Raw genomic sequence first — 16,906 nt, 5'->3', positions numbered from 1 at the left:
AGGTCACGGACAGGACACGCCAGTTGACCGGAAGAGACGCATGTCTCATTTGAACGAACCGGACATTCAACACTTTCCGGGTGTCCGAAATGCCGTTGTTCTTAACCTATTTCCAGGTTCTGGCCGGGCTTGATGAGGTCGGCGTCCGAGCCGATGACCTGCTCGTTGGCCTGGTACAGCGCGCTCCAGCCGCCCTTGACGCCGGCGGCGTCCGCGATGGCGGCCAGGCTGTCGCCCTCCTTCACCGTGTACGAGGGCGCCGGCTCCTCGGCGGCGGGGGCGCCGCGGTGCTTCCCGGTGGCCGCCGTGGCGGCGGAGACGTCCGCCGGGTCGGTGGAGGCGCCCGGGGCCGGCGAGGCCGACGGGTCGGCGGGCGCCGCAGGGGAGCCCGGGGCGGCGGATTCGGGGGACCCGGAGGGCGCACCGGGCGCCGCGGGCGTCCCGGCGGTGTCGCCCGGCAGCGGGGTGCCCGGGGCGGTGGGGCTCGGCGTGGGGACCGCGGGGTCGGCGGGGTTCACGGGGCCCGGGGTGACCGTGGGGTCGCCCGGGAACACCGGCGGGAGCGTCGGCGACGGCGTCGCACCGTCCGGGTCGGGCATGACGGGCAGTCCGACGGAGGGGGCGAGCGGCCCGGGGGGCGGGGTCGCCGGGGCGGGGGTCGGCGCGCCGTAGTCGGTGGGCCGGTGGCCGTCCGCGACGGGGACCTGGTCGTCCGGGCGGACCGGGGAGGGGCCGACGGCCCGGTGGCTGCCCGCGGAGCCCGGGTCCACGTCCGCGGCGGGGCCGTCCTGGGTCAGCCCGGCCGCGGCCGCGCACTGCGCCCAGGCCTGGGCGCCGCTGGCGGCGAGCACGCGCTCGGCGACCGCGATCTGCTGGGAGCGGCTGGCGAGGTCGGGGCGCTCGGCGAACTCCAGGCCGCCGGCGTTCTTCCACTGCTCCTGCGTGAACGCCAGGCCGCCGTAGGAGCCGTTGCCCGTGTTGGCGCTCCACGTCCCGCCGCTCTCGCATTCGGCGACTTTGTCCCACGTCGCGGCTTCGGCCGCACTCGCGCCGGTGGCGGCGAGCAGCGGCATGGCCAGCGCGGAGCCGGTGACTCCGGCGGTGACGACGATGGCGGGTACCTGGCGGGGGCGTCTGTGGCGGCCGTTCCCGGAACGCATGTGATGCACCTTTCGCATAACGGCGTGGTAACGGCAGAACCTAGCGGCCTTCGAACGATTGTCACAAGTTGAGCAAGAAATTGATTTACCATCAGAAACCCTTCAGATGTTTCGGGGTGTGAAGCGGACGGGAAGGGTGCGCAGGCCACGCATGATCAGTCCGCCCCGCCATCTCAGGTCCGCAGGCGGAACTGCCAGTTCCAGATCGGGCAGACGCGTCAGCAAAGTCGCAAGCGCCGTCTGACCCTCCAGCCGGGCGAGCGGCGCGCCCAGGCAGTAGTGGATCCCGTGCCCGTACCCCAGGTGCTGGTTGTCGCTCCGCGAGAGGTCCAGGGTGTCCGGTTCGGCGAACCGCGCCGGGTCCCGGTCGGCCGCGGCCAGGACGACCAGCACGGGGTCGCCGACCGCGATCTCCTGCCCGCCGAGGACCAGCGGCCGGGTGGCGAACCGCCAGGTCGCCAGCTCCACCGGCCCGTCGTAGCGGAGCAGTTCCTCGACGCCGGTCTCCAACAGGTCCCGCTCGCCGGCGGCGAGGGAGGCCTGGAGGCGGGCCCGCTCGCCCGGGTTCATGAAGAGGGAGTGGACGCCGTTGCCGATGAGGTTGACGGTGGTCTCGAAGCCCGCGAAGAGGAGGATGAACGCCATCGCGGTGGCCTCGGCCTCCGTCAGGTGGTCGCCGTGGTCGCTCGCCCGGATCAGGTCGGAGATGAGGTCATTGCCGAGGTCATCCCTTTTGCGGTGGATGAGTTCGCCGAGATAGGCCCGCATCTGCTTCACGGAACGGGCCACCCCGCCCCGCGGCCCGCCGCCGTGCCGGATCATCATCCCGGCCCAGTCCCGGAAGTCGTCCTGGTCCTCCCGCGGGACGCCGAGCATCTCGCAGATGGCGTAGATGGGGAGCGGGAAGGCGAACTCGTGGATCAGGTCCGCCTCGCCGCGGCCCGCGAACGCGTCGATCAGATGGTCGGTCAGCTCCTGCACCCGCGGCGCGAACTCCGCCACCCTGCGCGGCGTGAACGCCTTCGACACCAGCCGCCGCAGCCGCGTGTGGTCCGGCGGGTCGATGTTGAGCAGGTGCGTCATCAGCTCGGCCTTGCGCTCCCCCGGGATCCCGGTCTTGCCCTTGGCGTGCGCCGGCTCCGCGTGGTGCTCCGGGTTCTTGCTCAGCCGCTGGTCGGCCAAGGCCTGGCGGGCGTCGGCGTACCGGGTCACCAGCCACGCCTCCACCCCGCTCGGCAGCCGCGTGCGGTGCACCGGGGAGTGCTCCCGCAGCCAGGCGTACGCCGGGTACGGGTCGGTGGCGAACTCCCAGTCGAACAGGGTGGGGCCCTGCGCGGGAGCGGGTTCTTCGGAGGCTGCGGAGGTCGGCTCGTGCACGCCCCCGACCGTAACCCGCGCGCAGGCCCCCGCCCGCCGCTGCCGCTCCCCTTACTCCGCGGCCCCGCCCGCCCCGTCGGCCCCGTCCGCCCCGTCGGCGCCGGTGTCCCGGCCGGGGGCGGCGTCGAGGCCCTCCGCGGCGCGGATCGCGTCGCGGTAGGCGCGGGCCGCCGCCCGCAGGGCCGTCTCCGGGTCGGTGCCCTCCGCCTCGGCGCGCGCCGCGAGCCGCAGCAGCTCGTACCCGACGCCCTCGCCAGCCGGCAGGGCGACGGCCACCCCGCCCGCCCGCGCCCGCCCGGCGAGCTTCGCCGCGAGCGCCAGGCCGGGCTGGCCGAGCGGGATCCCGTCCGTGACCGACTCGCGCCGCTTCTCCACCGCCTTGGTGCGCTGCCAGTGCGCGCCGACGTCCTCCGCGGTCTCCGCCTCGGCGTCGCCGAAGACGTGCGGGTGGCGGTGGACCAGCTTCTCGACGAGGGTGCCCGCCACGTCGTCCACGGAGAACGGCTCCTCGGGGTGCTCCTCGGCGATCCGCGCGTGGAAGACCACCTGGAGCAGGACGTCGCCGAGCTCCTCGCGCAGCTCCTGCCGGCTGCCCTCCTCGATCGCCTCGACCAGCTCGTACGACTCCTCGATGGCGTACTTCACCAGCCCCTGATGGGTCTGCCGGGAGGTCCACGGGCACTCGCGGCGGACCCGGTCCATCACCTGGACGAGGTCGAGGAGCCGCGCCCCGGGCAGGTCGTAGGAGCCGGGCAGCAGCTCCAGCTCCGGCATCGCGACCCGGCCGGACCCGGCGAGCCGGGCCAGCCCGTCGGTCAGCCGCCGGTCGCCCTCCCCGCCGGGGATGACCACGACCGTGCGCCCGCCGACGCAGGCATCGACCAGCTCCTGCGCGTCCGGCACGGCGAAGCCGACCTCGACGCCGGCCTCGCGCAGGTACGGCAGCTGCGGGTGGTCCGCGGCGGCGCACAGCACCTCGTCCGCGGTGCGCAGCGCCTGCCAGGCCGGCCAGGACAGCAGTCCGGGCGCGACCCGGTGGCTGACGGTCAGCAGGACGATCCGCCCGGTGTCGGGGGCGGCGGGGGCGGCGGCGGGTTCGGCGGAGTGGGAGTTCACCCTTCGAACCTACCGCCCTGCGCCGGACCGCGGCGGCGGGCCCCCGGGGGCCGGGTCAGGCGCCCGCGGCGGGCTGCTCGGGCCGGGTCCGCTGGGTGATCCAGGGGGTGGCCTGGTCGCCGAGGACGATCTGCTGGGCGTCCCACACGCCGTAGCGCGGGTTCACCTTGATGTGCAGCTCCTTCGCGGCGGCCGCGAGCCGCTCCAGCGCCTTGTCCTGGCTGCCGTAGTGCTCGAAGAGCTTGTCGCGCAGCAGCTTGAAGCGGGCGTCCGCCTCCAGCTGTGCGGGCGCCAGCTGCGCCTGCTCCAGCGCGGAGGCCTCCAGCCGCTCGCTGCTGCCGGCCTTCTCCAGCTGTGCCTGGCGGAACTCGCCGACCTCCCGCGGGGAGACCGTCACCCCCGCGTCCTTCGCGGCGCGCTCCAGGACGGCGGTCTGGATCATCTTGTTGAGCTTGACCCGCTCCAGGCCCGGCGAGGACTGGATCAGCTGGGCGGCGCTGCCCTCGGCCCGGTTCTGGGCGTCGCGGACGGCGACCACCTGGGCCTGGAGTGCGGAGGTCGTGATCCGCTCGCCGCCGACGACGGCCGCGGTCCCGGGCCGGGCCCCGCCCGAGCAGGCGGACAGCAGGGGGGCCGCGACGAGCAGGGCGGCGGAGACGGAGAGCGCTGTGCGACGGTGCAAAGGAGCCTCCAGGGCCGGGAGATTGTGCGTCGGTGCACAAAGGCCGTGCGGTGATCGATGGTATGCAGTCGGGGTGGTCCGGGCCACCCGTTCGACCAACGAGTCCCCTGGTGTCGCGGGTACGCCCCCGCCGCCCCCGGCCGGGCGGCACACGGTCAGCGGACCCGGGTCAGCCACTCCAGGGTCCGCCGGACCTCCGCGGAGAAGGGGTGCCCGGGGCCGTGCACGCGGTCCGCGTCGAACAGCAGCCGGGCCAGGGTGTCGTGCGCGGCGGGCCGGTCGCCCAGCGACAGCAGCAGGTGCCCGATCCGCCGCCGCACCTCAAGCGGCAGCCCCGGGTCCGGGTTGGCGTAGTGGTTCTCGAACAGCGGCAGCAGCGACCGGTACTCCGCCAGCGCCGCCGCCGGCTCGCCGAGCTGCTCCAGGCACTGCGCGGCGTCGTAGCGGAACCGCAGCGACTGCGGGTCGCCCGCGGGGAACTCGTCGGCCAGCCGGCGCAGTTCGGGCAGGGCCCGGCGGTACTGGCCGTCGTCCATCAGCGTGGCCGCGTACTGCTTGCGCAGGGAGCGCACCACGGGCGAGTGCTCGCCGTGCTGGGCGGCCGCGGCCGGGAGGATCCCGCCGAGGATGTCCACGGCCTGCGTCAGGCGGCCCTGGTCGAGCAGGCTGCGCGCCTCGTCGACGGCGGCTCCGATGTCCGGCCGCGGCGGGGCCGTCGGCTGCGGCGGGATCGCCGTGCTCCGGTCCGGCCACGGCGCGTGCGGCCGCAGGAAGGGGCGGCTCGGGTCCAGGGACGCCGACGGCGCGCCCTGCTTGGGCAGCAGCGGCGCCAGGGCCTCGTACACGGCCTGCGCGGAGGCGGGCCGGTCCTGCGGGTCCTTGGCCAGCATGTGGAGCAGTACGGCCTCCAGCTGGTGGGGGATCTCCGGGCGGGTCCGGCGCACGGGCGCCGGGGGCTCGTACAGGTGGCGGTGGAGCACGCCGAGCGCGGTGGAGCCGGCGAAGGGCACGTTCCCGCTGAGGAGTTCGTAGAGCAGCACGCCGAGCGCGTACAGGTCGGTGTACGGGCCGACCGCGCCGCCCATCGCCTGCTCGGGGGCCATGTACGCCGGGCTGCCGATCGGCGTGCCGGTGCTGGTGAGGCGGGTGGTGTCGGTGTCCATCACCGAGGCGACGCCGAGGTCGAGGACGAGGACGGTGCCGTCCGGGCGGACCATCACGTTCCGCGGCTTGAGGTCGCGGTGGACGATCGGCACCGCGTGCACCGCGGACAGCACCCCGCACAGCTGCGCGACCACCGACACCGCCCACGGCCACGGGTACGGGTCGTGCGCGGCCAGGTGGTCGGCGAGGTTCTCGCCCTCGACGTAGCCCATGACCAGGAACAGCTCGTCGCCGTCGCTGCCCGCGTCGTGGACCGTGACCAGGCCCGGGTGGTCCACCTGCGCCGTCACCCGGCACTCGCGCACGAAGCGGCGCCGCAGCTCCTCGGCGACGGAGCCGGGACCGGCCACCTTGTCCGGGCGGAGCAGCTTGACCGCGACGCGCCGGTCCAGGCGCTGGTCGTACGCCGTCCACACCTGGCCCATGCCGCCCTGGCCCAGCAGCGACGCGAGGCGGTAGCGCTCACCGATGATCCGGCCGTCGTCCGTCACCGGCCCGTGCCCTCACCGTCGGCCGGGGGCCGGTTCGGGTGCGGGGTCTCCTTGCGCAGCAGCTCGCTCAGCTCGTCGAGCTCGGCGCGGACCTGCCCGATGCGCGGCGGGGTGGCGGGGCCGGGTCCGGGCTGCGCCGGGCGCGGCACCGGGGTCGGCGTGTGGTGCACCGGCTGGTGCGGCTGCGGGTAGCCGTACGCCGGCCCGGCCGTCTGCTGCGGGGGCGCGTACGGGGCGGCGGGCTGCGGCGGGTACCAGGCGGCGGAGCGGGCCGCGGCCCTGGCCTCGTAGTGCCGGATGTCGGCGACGAGGAAGTAGATGCAGGTGGCGACACCGGTCAGGATCGTGCCGAAGGCGCCGGTGTTGCCCTGCCAGCCGTCGGTATTGGGCGTCGGGTCGGCGCCGATCAGCGCGAGCCAGCCGACGGTGAGGGCGAAGTTGACGGCGAGGAGGATCCAGTCGGCGGACTTGCGGGTCACGACCGCGAGCCGCAGCATCGTGGCCCATCCCAGGAAGCCGCAGGTGAGGACGGGCAGCAGGGCGAACAGCACGCGCAACGCCACCACACCCCCGGAACTGGGCTGGGGCTGCTGCGGCGGGAGGCCGGGGCCGTGCATCGCTGCTCCTGACGGACCGTGTCGACAAGTTCTGGTCTGAGGGTATACAGCGTTTCCGGCCGTCAGTGAGGGGATGCGCGCAACCGTTGCAGCCTCGCAGCACACGCCCCCGCCACGCGCCCCCGGCGAAGGTCCGCACCGCCCGCCGGCCGGCCGGCGGCACCGGGCTGGCCTCGTCCCACCGACCACACCCCCGGGGGGACAACCATGACCGTCAGCCGTTCCAGAGCGGTTGCCGCCGCCGTCGCCCCCGAGGACATCGTGGAGCCCTGACACGGCCGCGGCGGCCGGGACCCGCAGCAGGGGTCCCGGCCGCGGGCCGGCCGGTCAGGAGCCCAGGACCGTCGTCAGGAACTCGCCGGTCCAGGCCAGCAGTTCCCGGCCGACCAGCGGCTTCCCGCCGACCCGCGCCGTCTTCGGCCGCGGGACCAGCACCTGCGACGCCGCCGGCTTCAGCACCGACCCCGGGTAGAGCCGCTTCAGCCGCAGCTCCTGCGACTCCCGCAGCTCCACCGGCCCGAACCGCACGTTCGGCCCCTGGAGGGTGATGTCGCCGACCCCGCAGGCCCGTGCCAGCATCCGCAGCCCCGCCACCAGCAGCAGGTTCTCCACCGGCTCGGGCAGCTTGCCGTAGCGGTCGGTGAGCTCCTCCCGCACCGCCTTGACGTCCTCCTCGGAGTTCACCGAGGCGATCGCCCGGTACGCCTGCAGGCGCAGCCGCTCCCCCGGCGCGTAGTCGTGCGGGACGTGCGCGTCGACCGGAAGCTCGATCTTCACCTCCAGCGGCGGCTCCTCCTCCGCCCCGCCCTCGACGGCCGCCCGGTAGTCGGCCACCGCCTCGCCGACCATCCGGATGTACAGGTCGAAGCCGACGCCCGCGATGTGCCCGGACTGCTCCCCGCCGAGCAGGTTCCCCGCACCGCGGATCTCCAGGTCCTTCATCGCCACGTACATGCCGGCGCCCATCTCGGTGTGCTGGGCGATCGTCGCGAGCCGCTCGTGCGCGGTCTCCGTCAGCGGCTTCTCCGGCGGGTACAGGAAGTACGCGTACCCCCGCTCCCGGCCGCGCCCGACCCGGCCGCGCAGCTGGTGCAGCTGCGACAGGCCGAAGTTGTCGCCGCGCTCCACGATCAGGGTGTTGGCGTTCGAGATGTCGATCCCGGACTCCACGATCGTCGTCGAGACGAGCACGTCGAACTTCTTCTCCCAGAAGTCCACGACGACCTGTTCGAGGGCCTGCTCCGACATCTGCCCGTGCGCCGTCGCGATCCGCGCCTCCGGCACGATCTCCCGCAGCCGGGCCGCCGCCCGGTCGATCGACTCGACCCGGTTGTGGATGTAGAAGCACTGCCCCTCGCGCAGCAGCTCCCGCCGGATCGCCGCCCCGATCTGCTTCTCCTCGTACGGGCCGACGAACGTCAGCACCGGGTGCCGCTCCTCCGGCGGCGTGGTGATCGTCGACATCTCGCGGATGCCCGTCACCGCCATCTCCAGGGTCCGCGGGATCGGCGTCGCCGACATCGTCAGCACGTCCACGTTCGCCCGCAGCTTCTTCAGCTGCTCCTTGTGCTCGACGCCGAACCGCTGCTCCTCGTCGACGATGACCAGGCCGAGGTCCTTGAACTTCGTCTCCTGCGAGAACAGGCGGTGCGTGCCGATCACCACGTCCACCGAGCCGTCCTTCAGGCCCTCCAGGGTGGCCTTGGCCTCGGTGTCGCTCTGGAACCGCGACAGCGCCCTCACGTTCACCGGGAACTGGCTGTACCGCTCGGAGAACGTGCCGAAGTGCTGCTGCACCAGCAGCGTCGTCGGGACGAGCACGGCGACCTGCTTGCCGTCCTGCACCGCCTTGAACGCCGCCCGCACCGCGATCTCGGTCTTGCCGTAGCCGACGTCGCCGCACACCAGCCGGTCCATGGGCACGGACTTCTCCATGTCCTCCTTGACCTCGGCGATCGTCGTCAGCTGGTCGGGCGTCTCCGCGTACGGGAACGCGTCCTCCAGCTCGCGCTGCCAGGGCGTGTCCGGGCCGAAGGAGTGGCCGGGCGCCGCCATCCGCGCGCTGTACAGCTTGATCAGGTCGGCGGCGATCTCCTTGACCGCCTTCTTCGCGCGGGCCTTCGTCTTCGTCCAGTCGGCGCCGCCGAGCCGGTGCAGCGTCGGCGCCTCGCCGCCCACGTACTTGGTGACCTGCTCCAGCTGGTCCGTCGGGATGTACAGCCGGTCGCCGGGCTGGCCCCGCTTGGCGGGCGCGTACTCCACCAGCAGGTACTCGCGGGTGGCGCCCTGCACGGTGCGCTGCACCATCTCGATGTAGCGGCCCACGCCGTGCTGCTCGTGGACGATGTAGTCGCCCGCCTCCAGGGTGAGCGGGTCGATGGACTTGCGGCGCCGCGTCGGCATCCGGCCGAGGTCCTTCACGGCCGTCCGCTGCCCCGTCAGGTCCGTCTCCGTCAGGACCGCCAGCCGCAGCGCCGGGTCGACGAAGCCGGTGGCGAGCGCCCCGCACGCCACGTGGACGAGGCCGGTCGCCAGCTCGCCGAGCCCGGCCTCCAGGCGGGCCGCGATGCCCTCGCCGGACAGCACCTCGACGGTGCGGGCGGCGGGTCCGTGGCCCTCGGTCAGGTAGACGGTGCGCCAGCCGTCGGCGATCCAGCCCTTGGTGTCGGCGAGCGCGCGGGCGGTGTCGCCGCGGTAGGCCTCCGCGGCCTGCATGCCCAGCTTGAGGGTGTCGGCGGACAGCTCCTCGTCGGCGGCGAACGGCGAGACGGACCACCACATCATGCCGAGCTCGCGCGCCCGGTCGCGGACGTCGGCGATGCCGCGCAGCGAGGCGGCGCCGACGTCGATCGGGGCCTCGCCGCCGCCGGCGGTGGCCGCCCAGGACGCCATCAGGAACTCCTGGCTGGTGGCGACGAGGTCCGCGGCGCGCGTGCGGACCCGCTCCGGGTCGCAGACGACGGCCATCGACCCGGCGGGCAGCACGTCGACGAGGAGCTCCATGTCGTCGACGAGGACCGGCGCGAGGGACTCCATGCCCTCCACCGCGATCCCCTCGGCGATCTTCCCGAGGAGTTCGCCGAGCTCGGGGTGGTCCTCGGCCAGGGCCGCGGCCCGCTCGCGGACCTCGGCCGTCAGCAGCAGCTCGCGGCAGGGCGGCGCCCACAGCCCGTGCTCGGCGATCTCCAGGGACCGCTGGTCGGCGACCTTGAAGTAGCGGACCTCCTCGACCTCGTCGCCCCAGAACTCGATGCGCAGCGGGTGTTCCTCGGTCGGCGGGAACACGTCGAGGATGCCGCCGCGGACGGCGAACTCGCCGCGCTTCTCCACCAGTTCCACCCGCGCGTACGCGGCCGCCGCCAGCGCCTCGACGATGTCGCCGAGGTCGGTGCTCTCGCCCCGCCGCAGACTGACGGGCACCAGGTCCGCCAGGCCCTTGACCTGCGGCTGGAGCACGGACCGGATCGGTGCGACCACGACCGAGACAGGCCCGGCCGCCGGGTCGTCCTTGCTGGGGTGGACGAGCCGGCGCAGGACGGCCAGGCGGCGGCCGACGGTGTCGCTGCGCGGCGAGAGCCGCTCGTGCGGCAGCGTCTCCCACGACGGGAACTCGGCGACCTCGTCCGACGGCAGGAAGGAGCGCAGGGCGGCGGCCAGGTCCTCGGCCTCCCGGCCGGTGGCGGTGACCGCGAGGACGGTCCGCCCGGTGCGGGCGGCCAGCGCGGCGATCGCCAGGGGCCGTGCGGCGGGCGGGCCGACGAGGTCCACGTGCATCCGGTTGCCGTCCCCGGCCGCGGTGACCGCCTCGGTGAGGGCGGCATCCCGGGTGACGGCGTCGAGCAGTCCGTGCAGGCTCATGAAGGAGGCTTTCCATCCGGTGTAGAGGGCAGCGCGAGGGGCCCGACACGCGTGCGGGCCGGGAGTTCCACCCTACGCCCGCTCCCCCGGCCCCGGCCTCCGTCGGCACACCCCGCACCCCGCCCGCCGCCGCCCCCGCACACGGCGCGGCCCCGGCGCGCCCTTTCCGGGGCCGCCGGGGCCGCACCGCCCCCGTACGACCGCCGGCTAGTCGCCGGCGATCGCGTCCAGGACGTTCATCCGCCCTGCCCGGAAGGCCGGGACCAGTGCGGCGAACAGGCCGACGAAGGCCGAGGCGGCGAAGACGCCGATGATCGTCGGCCAGGGGATCTCCAGCACCTTCAGCCCCTCCAGCGCCAGCAGCTGCTGGGCGGCGGCCCCCCAGCCCATGCCAAGGCCGAGGCCGAGGAGGGCGCCGAAGAGGGCGATGACGACCGACTCCAGGCGGATCATGCGGCGCAGCTGGCGGCGGGACAGGCCGATGGCGCGCATCAGGCCGATCTCGCGGGTCCGCTCGACCACGGAGAGGGCGAGGGTGTTCACGACGCCGAGCACGGCGACGACGATGGCGAGCCCGAGGAGCCCGTAGACCATGTTGAGCAGCTGGCCGACCTGGTCCTTCAGGTTCTCCTTGTAGTCGGTCTGGTTCAGCACCTGGTACTGCGGATAGGGGGCGAGCGCCGCCTTGAGCGCCGCGTACGCCGGCTCCGCCTTCCCGTCCGCGGCCTTGGCCAGCAGCATGAACGGCCGCGGCATCTTCTCCGCCGGCACGTACTGCCCGGCGGTCGCCGTGGACACGTACATGACGCCCTTGTCGAGGTTGCCGTCGTCGGAGGTGATCGCCGCGACCTTCAGCCGGGCGGTCTTGCCGCCGGTGAACGCGACGGTCAGCTCGTCCCCGACCTTCACCCCGTGCTCGGCGGCGTAGAGCGAGCCGACCGACATCGCCCCGGCGCCGTAGGCCTGCGGGTGCTCGCCCGCGGTCATCTTGCGCCGCACGTCCTGCGCGTACGAGGGGTCGGTGACGCTGAGCTCCTCGTCCACGGTGCGGCCGTCCGGGGCGGTGACCTTGGCGGGGACGCCCCGGTAGGCGGTGACGTGGTCGAGGCCCGCGGTGGCGCGCAGCGCCTGCTCTGCCTGCGGCACGACCGGCTGGCCGGCGGGGGACTGCACGATGTAGTCGGCGCCGACGGACCGGTCGAGCTCGTCGGTCGCGGAGGCGACCATCGAGGACCCGACGACCGACAGGCAGGCGACCAGTGCCAGCCCGATCATCAGCGCGGCAGCGGTGGCACCGGTGCGGCGCGGGTTGCGCAGCGCGTTCCGCTCGGCGAGCCGCCCCACGGCCCCGAACGGCCGCAGCACCGGCGCGGACAGCACCCGTACGACGATCCCGGCGAGCAGCGGCCCGATGACGACGAACCCGATCAGGGTGAACACCACGCCGAGTCCCAGCCAGGCCGAGCCGGTCGCGGCCCGGTCGGCGGCGACGGCCGCGGCGAGCCCCGCGGCTCCGGCACCGGTGAGGAGGAGCCCGACCACGGCCCGGATCCGGCCGGCCTTGCGGTCGCCGGGGGTGCCGGCGTCGCGGAGGGCGGCCATCGGGGAGACCTTCCCGGCCCGGCGGGCGGGGACGAACGCGGACACGACGGTCACGACCACACCGAGGACGAGACCGGTGACGGGCGTGGTCCACGCCACCGTCAGGTCATCGGTGGACAGGTTCATGCCCATCTGGCCCATCAGCTCCATGAGCCCGACGGCCAGCCCGATGCCCGCGCCGATGCCGAGCGCGGAGCCGATGGCCCCGAGCAGCAGCGCCTCGACGACCACGGACTTCAGAACCTGCCCGCTCTCGGCGCCGATGGCCCGCATCAGGCCGATCTCGCGGGTCCGCTGGGCGACCAGCATCGAGAACGTGTTGAAGATCAGGAAGATGCCGACCAGGAAGGCGATCCCGGCGAAGCCGAGCATCACGTACTTCATGACGTTCAGGAACGACGCGACGTCCTTGCGCCCGGCGTCCGCGGACTCCTTCGCGGTCTGCAGCTTGTACGTGTCAGCGCCGACCGCGGCGGCGACGTTCCGCTTCAGCTGCTCGTCGCTGACACCGTCCGCGGCGGTCACCGCCAGGTGCGTGAACACGCCGGGGGCCCCGAGGAGCTTCTCCTGCGCGGTCGCCGTGTCGAAGTAGACGACGGCCGCACCGGGGTTGGTGACGGTGAACGCGGCGATACCGCTGATCCGCGCCCGGACGTCACCGATCACGGTGATGGTGCGCAGCTCCTGGCCCAGCTCCAGCCGGTGCTTGCGGGCGGTGTCGGCGTCCACCATCATCTCGCCCGGCCCGCTCGGCGCCCGGCCCGAGGTGATCTTCATCGACCTCAGTTCGGCGGCGGACCAGTTGGCGGCGATCGTCGGAGCGCCGGTGGTGGAGCCGAGGTTCTCGTTCTTCCCGTTCACCAGCGTGACGGACATCGAGAGCACCCCGCCCTGCACGTCCGTCACACCGTCGACCCGGCGCACCTGCTCCAGCACGGACCCCGCAAGCACCTCGGGCCGGCCGCTGCGCGGCACGTCGTCGCCGTCCTCCGCCGCCTTCGGACTGACCGTGACGTCAGCGCCCGTCACGGCGAACAACTTGTCGAACGTCGTGTTCATGGTGTCGGTGAAGACCAGCGTCCCGCAGACGAACGCCACGGACAGCATCACGGCGACCGCCGACAGCAGCATCCGCCCCTTGTGCGCGACGAGGTTCCGCCGCGACGTCTTCAGCACCGCACCCGCGCTCACGAGGTCCGCCCCCGCGCGTCGAAGTCCTTCATCCGGTCCAGGACCTGCTCGGCGCTCGGCGCGTGCATCTCGTCGACGATCCGCCCGTCCGCGAGGAAGACGACCCGGTCGGCGTACGACGCGGCCACCGGATCATGCGTGACCATGACAATGGTCTGGCCGAGCTCGTCGACCGAACGCCGCAGGAACCCCAGCACCTCGGCCCCCGCCCGGGAGTCCAGGTTCCCGGTCGGCTCGTCACCGAAGATGATCTGCGGCCGGGCAGCCAGCGCCCGCGCCACCGCGACCCGCTGCTGCTGCCCCCCGGACAGCTCGGTCGGCCGGTGCTTCAGCCGCCCCGCCAGCCCCACCGTCTCCACGACCCGCTCCAGCCACTCCCGATCGGGCTTCCGCCCGGCGATGTCCATCGGCAGCGTGATGTTCTCCAGCGCGTTCAGCGTGGGCAGCAGGTTGAACGCCTGGAAGATGAACCCGATCCGGTCCCGGCGCAGCTGCGTCAGCTTCTTGTCCTTCAACCGCGTGATCTCGGTGTCATCCAGGTGGATCTCACCACTGGTCACGGTGTCCAGCCCCGCAAGGCAGTGCATCAGCGTCGACTTCCCCGACCCGGACGGCCCCATGATGGCCGTGAACCGGCCCCGCATGATGTCCACGTCGACATGGTCGAGAGCCACCACCCGCGTCTCACCCGAGCCGTACGCCTTGACGACCTGGCGCGCCCGGGCCGCGACGGCTTCATGGCCTCCAGTACCCCCGTGCCTGGTTTCGGTCATAGCCGTTGTCACGGTGCTTCCCCTCGTTCGTCTGCCTGTGCGGTCGAGTGTCGGCCGCACAGGGGCCCGGGCGCCCTGGTGCCCCTCGCCGTATCCACCGGGGGGTTAGCCCCACCCCGCGTATGAACCAGTTAAGGACGCCGCTCGCCGCGCCACCTCCTCCGCCGGGACGAACGGCCCCTGGGCCGTTGTAAGGAGCAGCCCCTAGGGGATCTGCACCCTTCGGCGGACGCGAGACGGGGGTTCCGCCGGGCATGCCGCGGTGAGAAGGTGTCCCCCGGCCAGTACGTGCACGGTGAAAGGATCCGGGTGGGCAGGCAGGAGAGCACCGGTGGACACCCCGGGGACGCCGCCTCCGGGCACATACCCGCCGGCCCGGCCGCTGCCGCGGGGCGCCCCCCGGCCTCCGTCGTCGCCGCCCTGATGCTCACCATGGCGCTCGTCGCCCTGGACGCCTCGGTGGTCGCCACCGCCGTCCCGCAGATCGTCGGCGACCTCGGCGGCTTCTCCGTCTTCTCCTGGCTCTTCGCCGGCTACCTCCTCGCCATCACCGTCACCCTCCCCGTCTACGGCCGGCTCTCCGACACCTTCGGCCGCAAACCGGTCCTCCTCTTCGGCACCGCCCTGTTCCTCGCCGGCTCCCTGCTGTGCGGGGTCGCCTGGGACATGGCCTCGCTGATCGTGTTCCGCATCGTGCAGGGCCTGGGCGGCGGCGCCCTGCAGGGCACCGTCCAGACCCTCGCCGCCGACCTGTACCCGCTGAAGGACCGCCCGCGGATCCAGGCCCGCATGTCCTCCGTGTGGGCCGCCTCGGCCCTCGCCGGCCCGGCCCTCGGCGGACTCCTCGCCGGATACGCCGACTGGCGGTGGATCTTCCTCGCCAACCTGCCGCCGGCCGGGCTCGCCCTCTGGCTGGCCGCCCGCCACCTCTCCGAACCGGCCCGCGCCCCCGGGGGCCGCGGCCCCGTCGACTGGGCCGGCGCCCTCACCATCGCCGCCTGCGGCAGCGTCCTGCTCTTCGCTCTCGTCCAGGGCGGTGTCGCCTGGCCGTGGCTGTCCTGGCCGTCCCTCGCCCTGCTGGCCGCCGGCGCCGCCCTCGCGGCCGCGGTCGTCGCGGTCGAACGCCGGGCCGCCGACCCGATCCTGCCCGGCTGGGTGTGGCGGCGGCGCACCATCGCCGCCGTGAACCTCGCCCTGGGCGCCCTCGGCCTCCTGATGGTCGCCCCGACCGCGTTCGTCCCCACGTACGCCCAGACGGTCCTCGGCCTCGACCCGGTCACCGCCGGGCTCGTCATGTCCGCGATGACCCTCAGCTGGCCGCTGTCCGCGGCCCTGAGCCAGCACGTCTACCGCCGCATCGGCTTCCGCGACACCGCGGCCCTGGGCATGGCGGCCGCCGCCCTGGCCCTCTTCGCGTTCACCCGGCTCCCCTACCCGGGGAGCCCCTGGCAGCCGGCCCTCGCGATGCTGGCCCTGGGCGCAGCCCTGGGCCTGTTCCAACTCCCCCTGATCGTCGGCGTCCAGTCCACGGTCGGCTGGGCGGAACGCGGCACCACGACGGCCTCGGTCCTCTTCTGCCGCCAGGTCGGCCAGAGCCTGGGCGCGGCGCTCTTCGGCGCCGTCGCCAACGCCACCCTCACCACCCACCTGACCGGCGGCCACACCCTGGAGGCGATCCCGGAGGCCCTGGACACCGAAGCAACGGCCGAACCCGTCCGCCAAGCGGTGGCCACGGCGGTGGACCACGTCTTCCTCGGCGCAACGGCCGCAGCCGTGGCAGCCCTGGCCGTCCTCCTCTTCCTGGCCCCGCGCCGCTTCCCGGTCCTCCCCGACCAGCAGTTGTCATGACCGCCACCCCCCGAGTAGACCTGTCCGACAACCACACGGGGGAGACATGACACACACACTCCTGGCCCTGGCACTCTTAACACTGCTGACGGGCCTGATCACCCGGCGCCTGCGCCGCAGCCCCGCCTTCCTCACCGGCCGCGACGGCCGCCTCTCGACCTCGACCGCCCTGGCCCTCGCCTGGACGGTCATCCTGGTCTGGCTCCTCCTCGCGGTCCTCGCCCACGCCCTCACGACAGGCCACAGCACCCGCTACCTCAACGCCGACCCCGGCCCCCTGTCGCCCCTCGCCACGGTCTACCTGCCACTCCTGGGCGGCCCGTACACGGCCCTCATCGGCGCCAAGGCCGTCGTGGGCATCCGCCTCCAGCACGGCACCCTCGCGAAACCGGCCCCCACCTCACCCCACCGCCCGCTCCGCGAGCTCATCGCCAACGACAGCGGCCGCACCGACCTGGTCGACCTCCAGTACGTAGCCCTGAACGCCGTGACGATGCTCTACGTCGCCCTGTCCTTCCTCTCCGATGTCCAAGGCGGCCTCCCCGACCTCCCGCCCCAGCTCTGGGCCCTGACCGGCGCCCCCGCGGGCGCGTACCTGCTCAACAAACTGGCGACCCGCCCCAACCCGGTCATCACGGCGGTGTCCCTCACGGAGGACACCCTCACGGTCCGAGGCGGCGGCTTCACCCCGGACGCCCGCCTGGAACTGAACGGCACCCCGGTCCCCACCACATCCCCCACCCCCGACACCCTGACCACACCCCTCCCCCACCCCACCCACCCCATCACCGCAGTCGTCACAGCCCGCGGCCTCCGCAGCGACCCGTACACCCACACACCGACCCCGGACACACCGGCGGACGAACTCACACCCCCGGGGGCTCGGCCCGGCCGGCGACGGGGGCGGGGCGGGGTGCCGTCCGGGGTGTAAAACGTGATGTGTGGCCCAAACTCCGCACCCCACACAACTCCCGCCAAGGGGCCATAAATCATGCCTACCCCGGACGGCACCCCGCCCCGCCCCGGC

At 73.6% G+C, this 16,906-nt stretch carries 11 protein-coding genes; 2 read left to right on the top strand and 9 right to left on the bottom strand.

Annotated elements, in window-relative coordinates; all coding sequences use genetic code 11:
• Positions 1-101 precede the first annotated feature (101 nt).
• The 9 genes from MUK52_RS19230 to MUK52_RS19190 form a co-directional block, all read right to left on the bottom strand.
• Positions 102-1,160: a LysM peptidoglycan-binding domain-containing protein gene (locus tag MUK52_RS19230; protein ID WP_284578533.1), complete on the bottom strand. Its 1,059-nt coding sequence runs from the start codon at positions 1,158-1,160 to the stop codon at positions 102-104.
• 102 nt (positions 1,161-1,262) lie between these two features.
• The gene (locus MUK52_RS19225) at positions 1,263-2,537 is read right to left on the bottom strand and encodes a cytochrome P450 family protein (RefSeq protein WP_114057834.1); all 1,275 of its coding nucleotides are present in this window, start codon (positions 2,535-2,537) and stop codon (positions 1,263-1,265) included.
• Positions 2,538-2,588: 51 nt separating this feature from the next.
• Positions 2,589-3,653, bottom strand: coding sequence for a nucleoside triphosphate pyrophosphohydrolase (locus tag MUK52_RS19220; RefSeq protein ID WP_284578530.1), 1,065 nt, complete (start codon positions 3,651-3,653; stop codon positions 2,589-2,591).
• 55 nt (positions 3,654-3,708) lie between these two features.
• A complete protein-coding gene (locus MUK52_RS19215; protein ID WP_114057836.1) occupies positions 3,709-4,335 on the bottom strand; it encodes a SurA N-terminal domain-containing protein in 627 nt (208 codons plus the stop codon).
• 155 nt (positions 4,336-4,490) lie between these two features.
• Positions 4,491-5,990 (bottom strand): protein kinase domain-containing protein, encoded by a 1,500-nt coding sequence (locus MUK52_RS19210; protein ID WP_284578528.1) that lies wholly within the window; start codon positions 5,988-5,990, stop codon positions 4,491-4,493.
• Complete coding sequence (locus tag MUK52_RS19205) at positions 5,987-6,607, bottom strand: hypothetical protein (RefSeq protein WP_114057837.1); 621 nt, start codon at positions 6,605-6,607, stop codon at positions 5,987-5,989. The genes MUK52_RS19210 and MUK52_RS19205 overlap by 4 nt, the downstream gene beginning before the upstream one ends.
• Positions 6,608-6,934: 327 nt before the next feature.
• Positions 6,935-10,465, bottom strand: a complete 3,531-nt coding sequence (mfd, locus tag MUK52_RS19200; RefSeq protein WP_114057838.1) for a transcription-repair coupling factor — start codon at positions 10,463-10,465, stop codon at positions 6,935-6,937.
• Positions 10,466-10,672: 207 nt separating this feature from the next.
• The gene (locus MUK52_RS19195) at positions 10,673-13,198 is read right to left on the bottom strand and encodes an ABC transporter permease (protein WP_284581732.1); all 2,526 of its coding nucleotides are present in this window, start codon (positions 13,196-13,198) and stop codon (positions 10,673-10,675) included.
• Positions 13,199-13,254: 56 nt separating this feature from the next.
• A complete protein-coding gene (locus MUK52_RS19190) occupies positions 13,255-14,031 on the bottom strand; it encodes an ABC transporter ATP-binding protein (protein WP_428985462.1) in 777 nt (258 codons plus the stop codon).
• A 309-nt stretch (positions 14,032-14,340) separates the two neighbouring features.
• Between MUK52_RS19190 and MUK52_RS19185 the strand changes: the two genes are divergently transcribed.
• Both MUK52_RS19185 and MUK52_RS19180 read left to right on the top strand, forming a co-directional pair.
• On the top strand, positions 14,341-15,879 hold the full coding sequence (locus MUK52_RS19185; protein ID WP_502963584.1) for an MFS transporter: 1,539 nt from the start codon (positions 14,341-14,343) through the stop codon (positions 15,877-15,879).
• Between the two features lie 46 nt (positions 15,880-15,925).
• Positions 15,926-16,810: a hypothetical protein gene (locus MUK52_RS19180; RefSeq protein WP_284578523.1), complete on the top strand. Its 885-nt coding sequence runs from the start codon at positions 15,926-15,928 to the stop codon at positions 16,808-16,810.
• Positions 16,811-16,906: the final 96 nt, after the last annotated feature.

The sequence above is a fragment of the Streptomyces sp. 2P-4 genome (assembly GCF_030167965.1).
GTDB classification, from domain to species: domain Bacteria; phylum Actinomycetota; class Actinomycetes; order Streptomycetales; family Streptomycetaceae; genus Streptomyces; species Streptomyces globosus_A.
This window is presented reverse-complemented; position numbering and strand designations above follow the sequence as displayed.

Coding starts and splice junctions, on each gene's coding strand:
- mfd (WP_114057838.1), bottom strand. CDS start 10,465: ATGAGCCTGCACGGACTGCTCGACGCCGTCACCCGGGATGCCGCCCTC.
- MUK52_RS19230 (WP_284578533.1), bottom strand. CDS start 1,160: ATGCGTTCCGGGAACGGCCGCCACAGACGCCCCCGCCAGGTACCCGCC.
- MUK52_RS19190 (WP_428985462.1), bottom strand. CDS start 14,031: ATGACCGAAACCAGGCACGGGGGTACTGGAGGCCATGAAGCCGTCGCG.
- MUK52_RS19195 (WP_284581732.1), bottom strand. CDS start 13,198: ATGCTGCTGTCGGCGGTCGCCGTGATGCTGTCCGTGGCGTTCGTCTGC.
- MUK52_RS19180 (WP_284578523.1), top strand. CDS start 15,926: ATGACACACACACTCCTGGCCCTGGCACTCTTAACACTGCTGACGGGC.
- MUK52_RS19205 (WP_114057837.1), bottom strand. CDS start 6,607: ATGCACGGCCCCGGCCTCCCGCCGCAGCAGCCCCAGCCCAGTTCCGGG.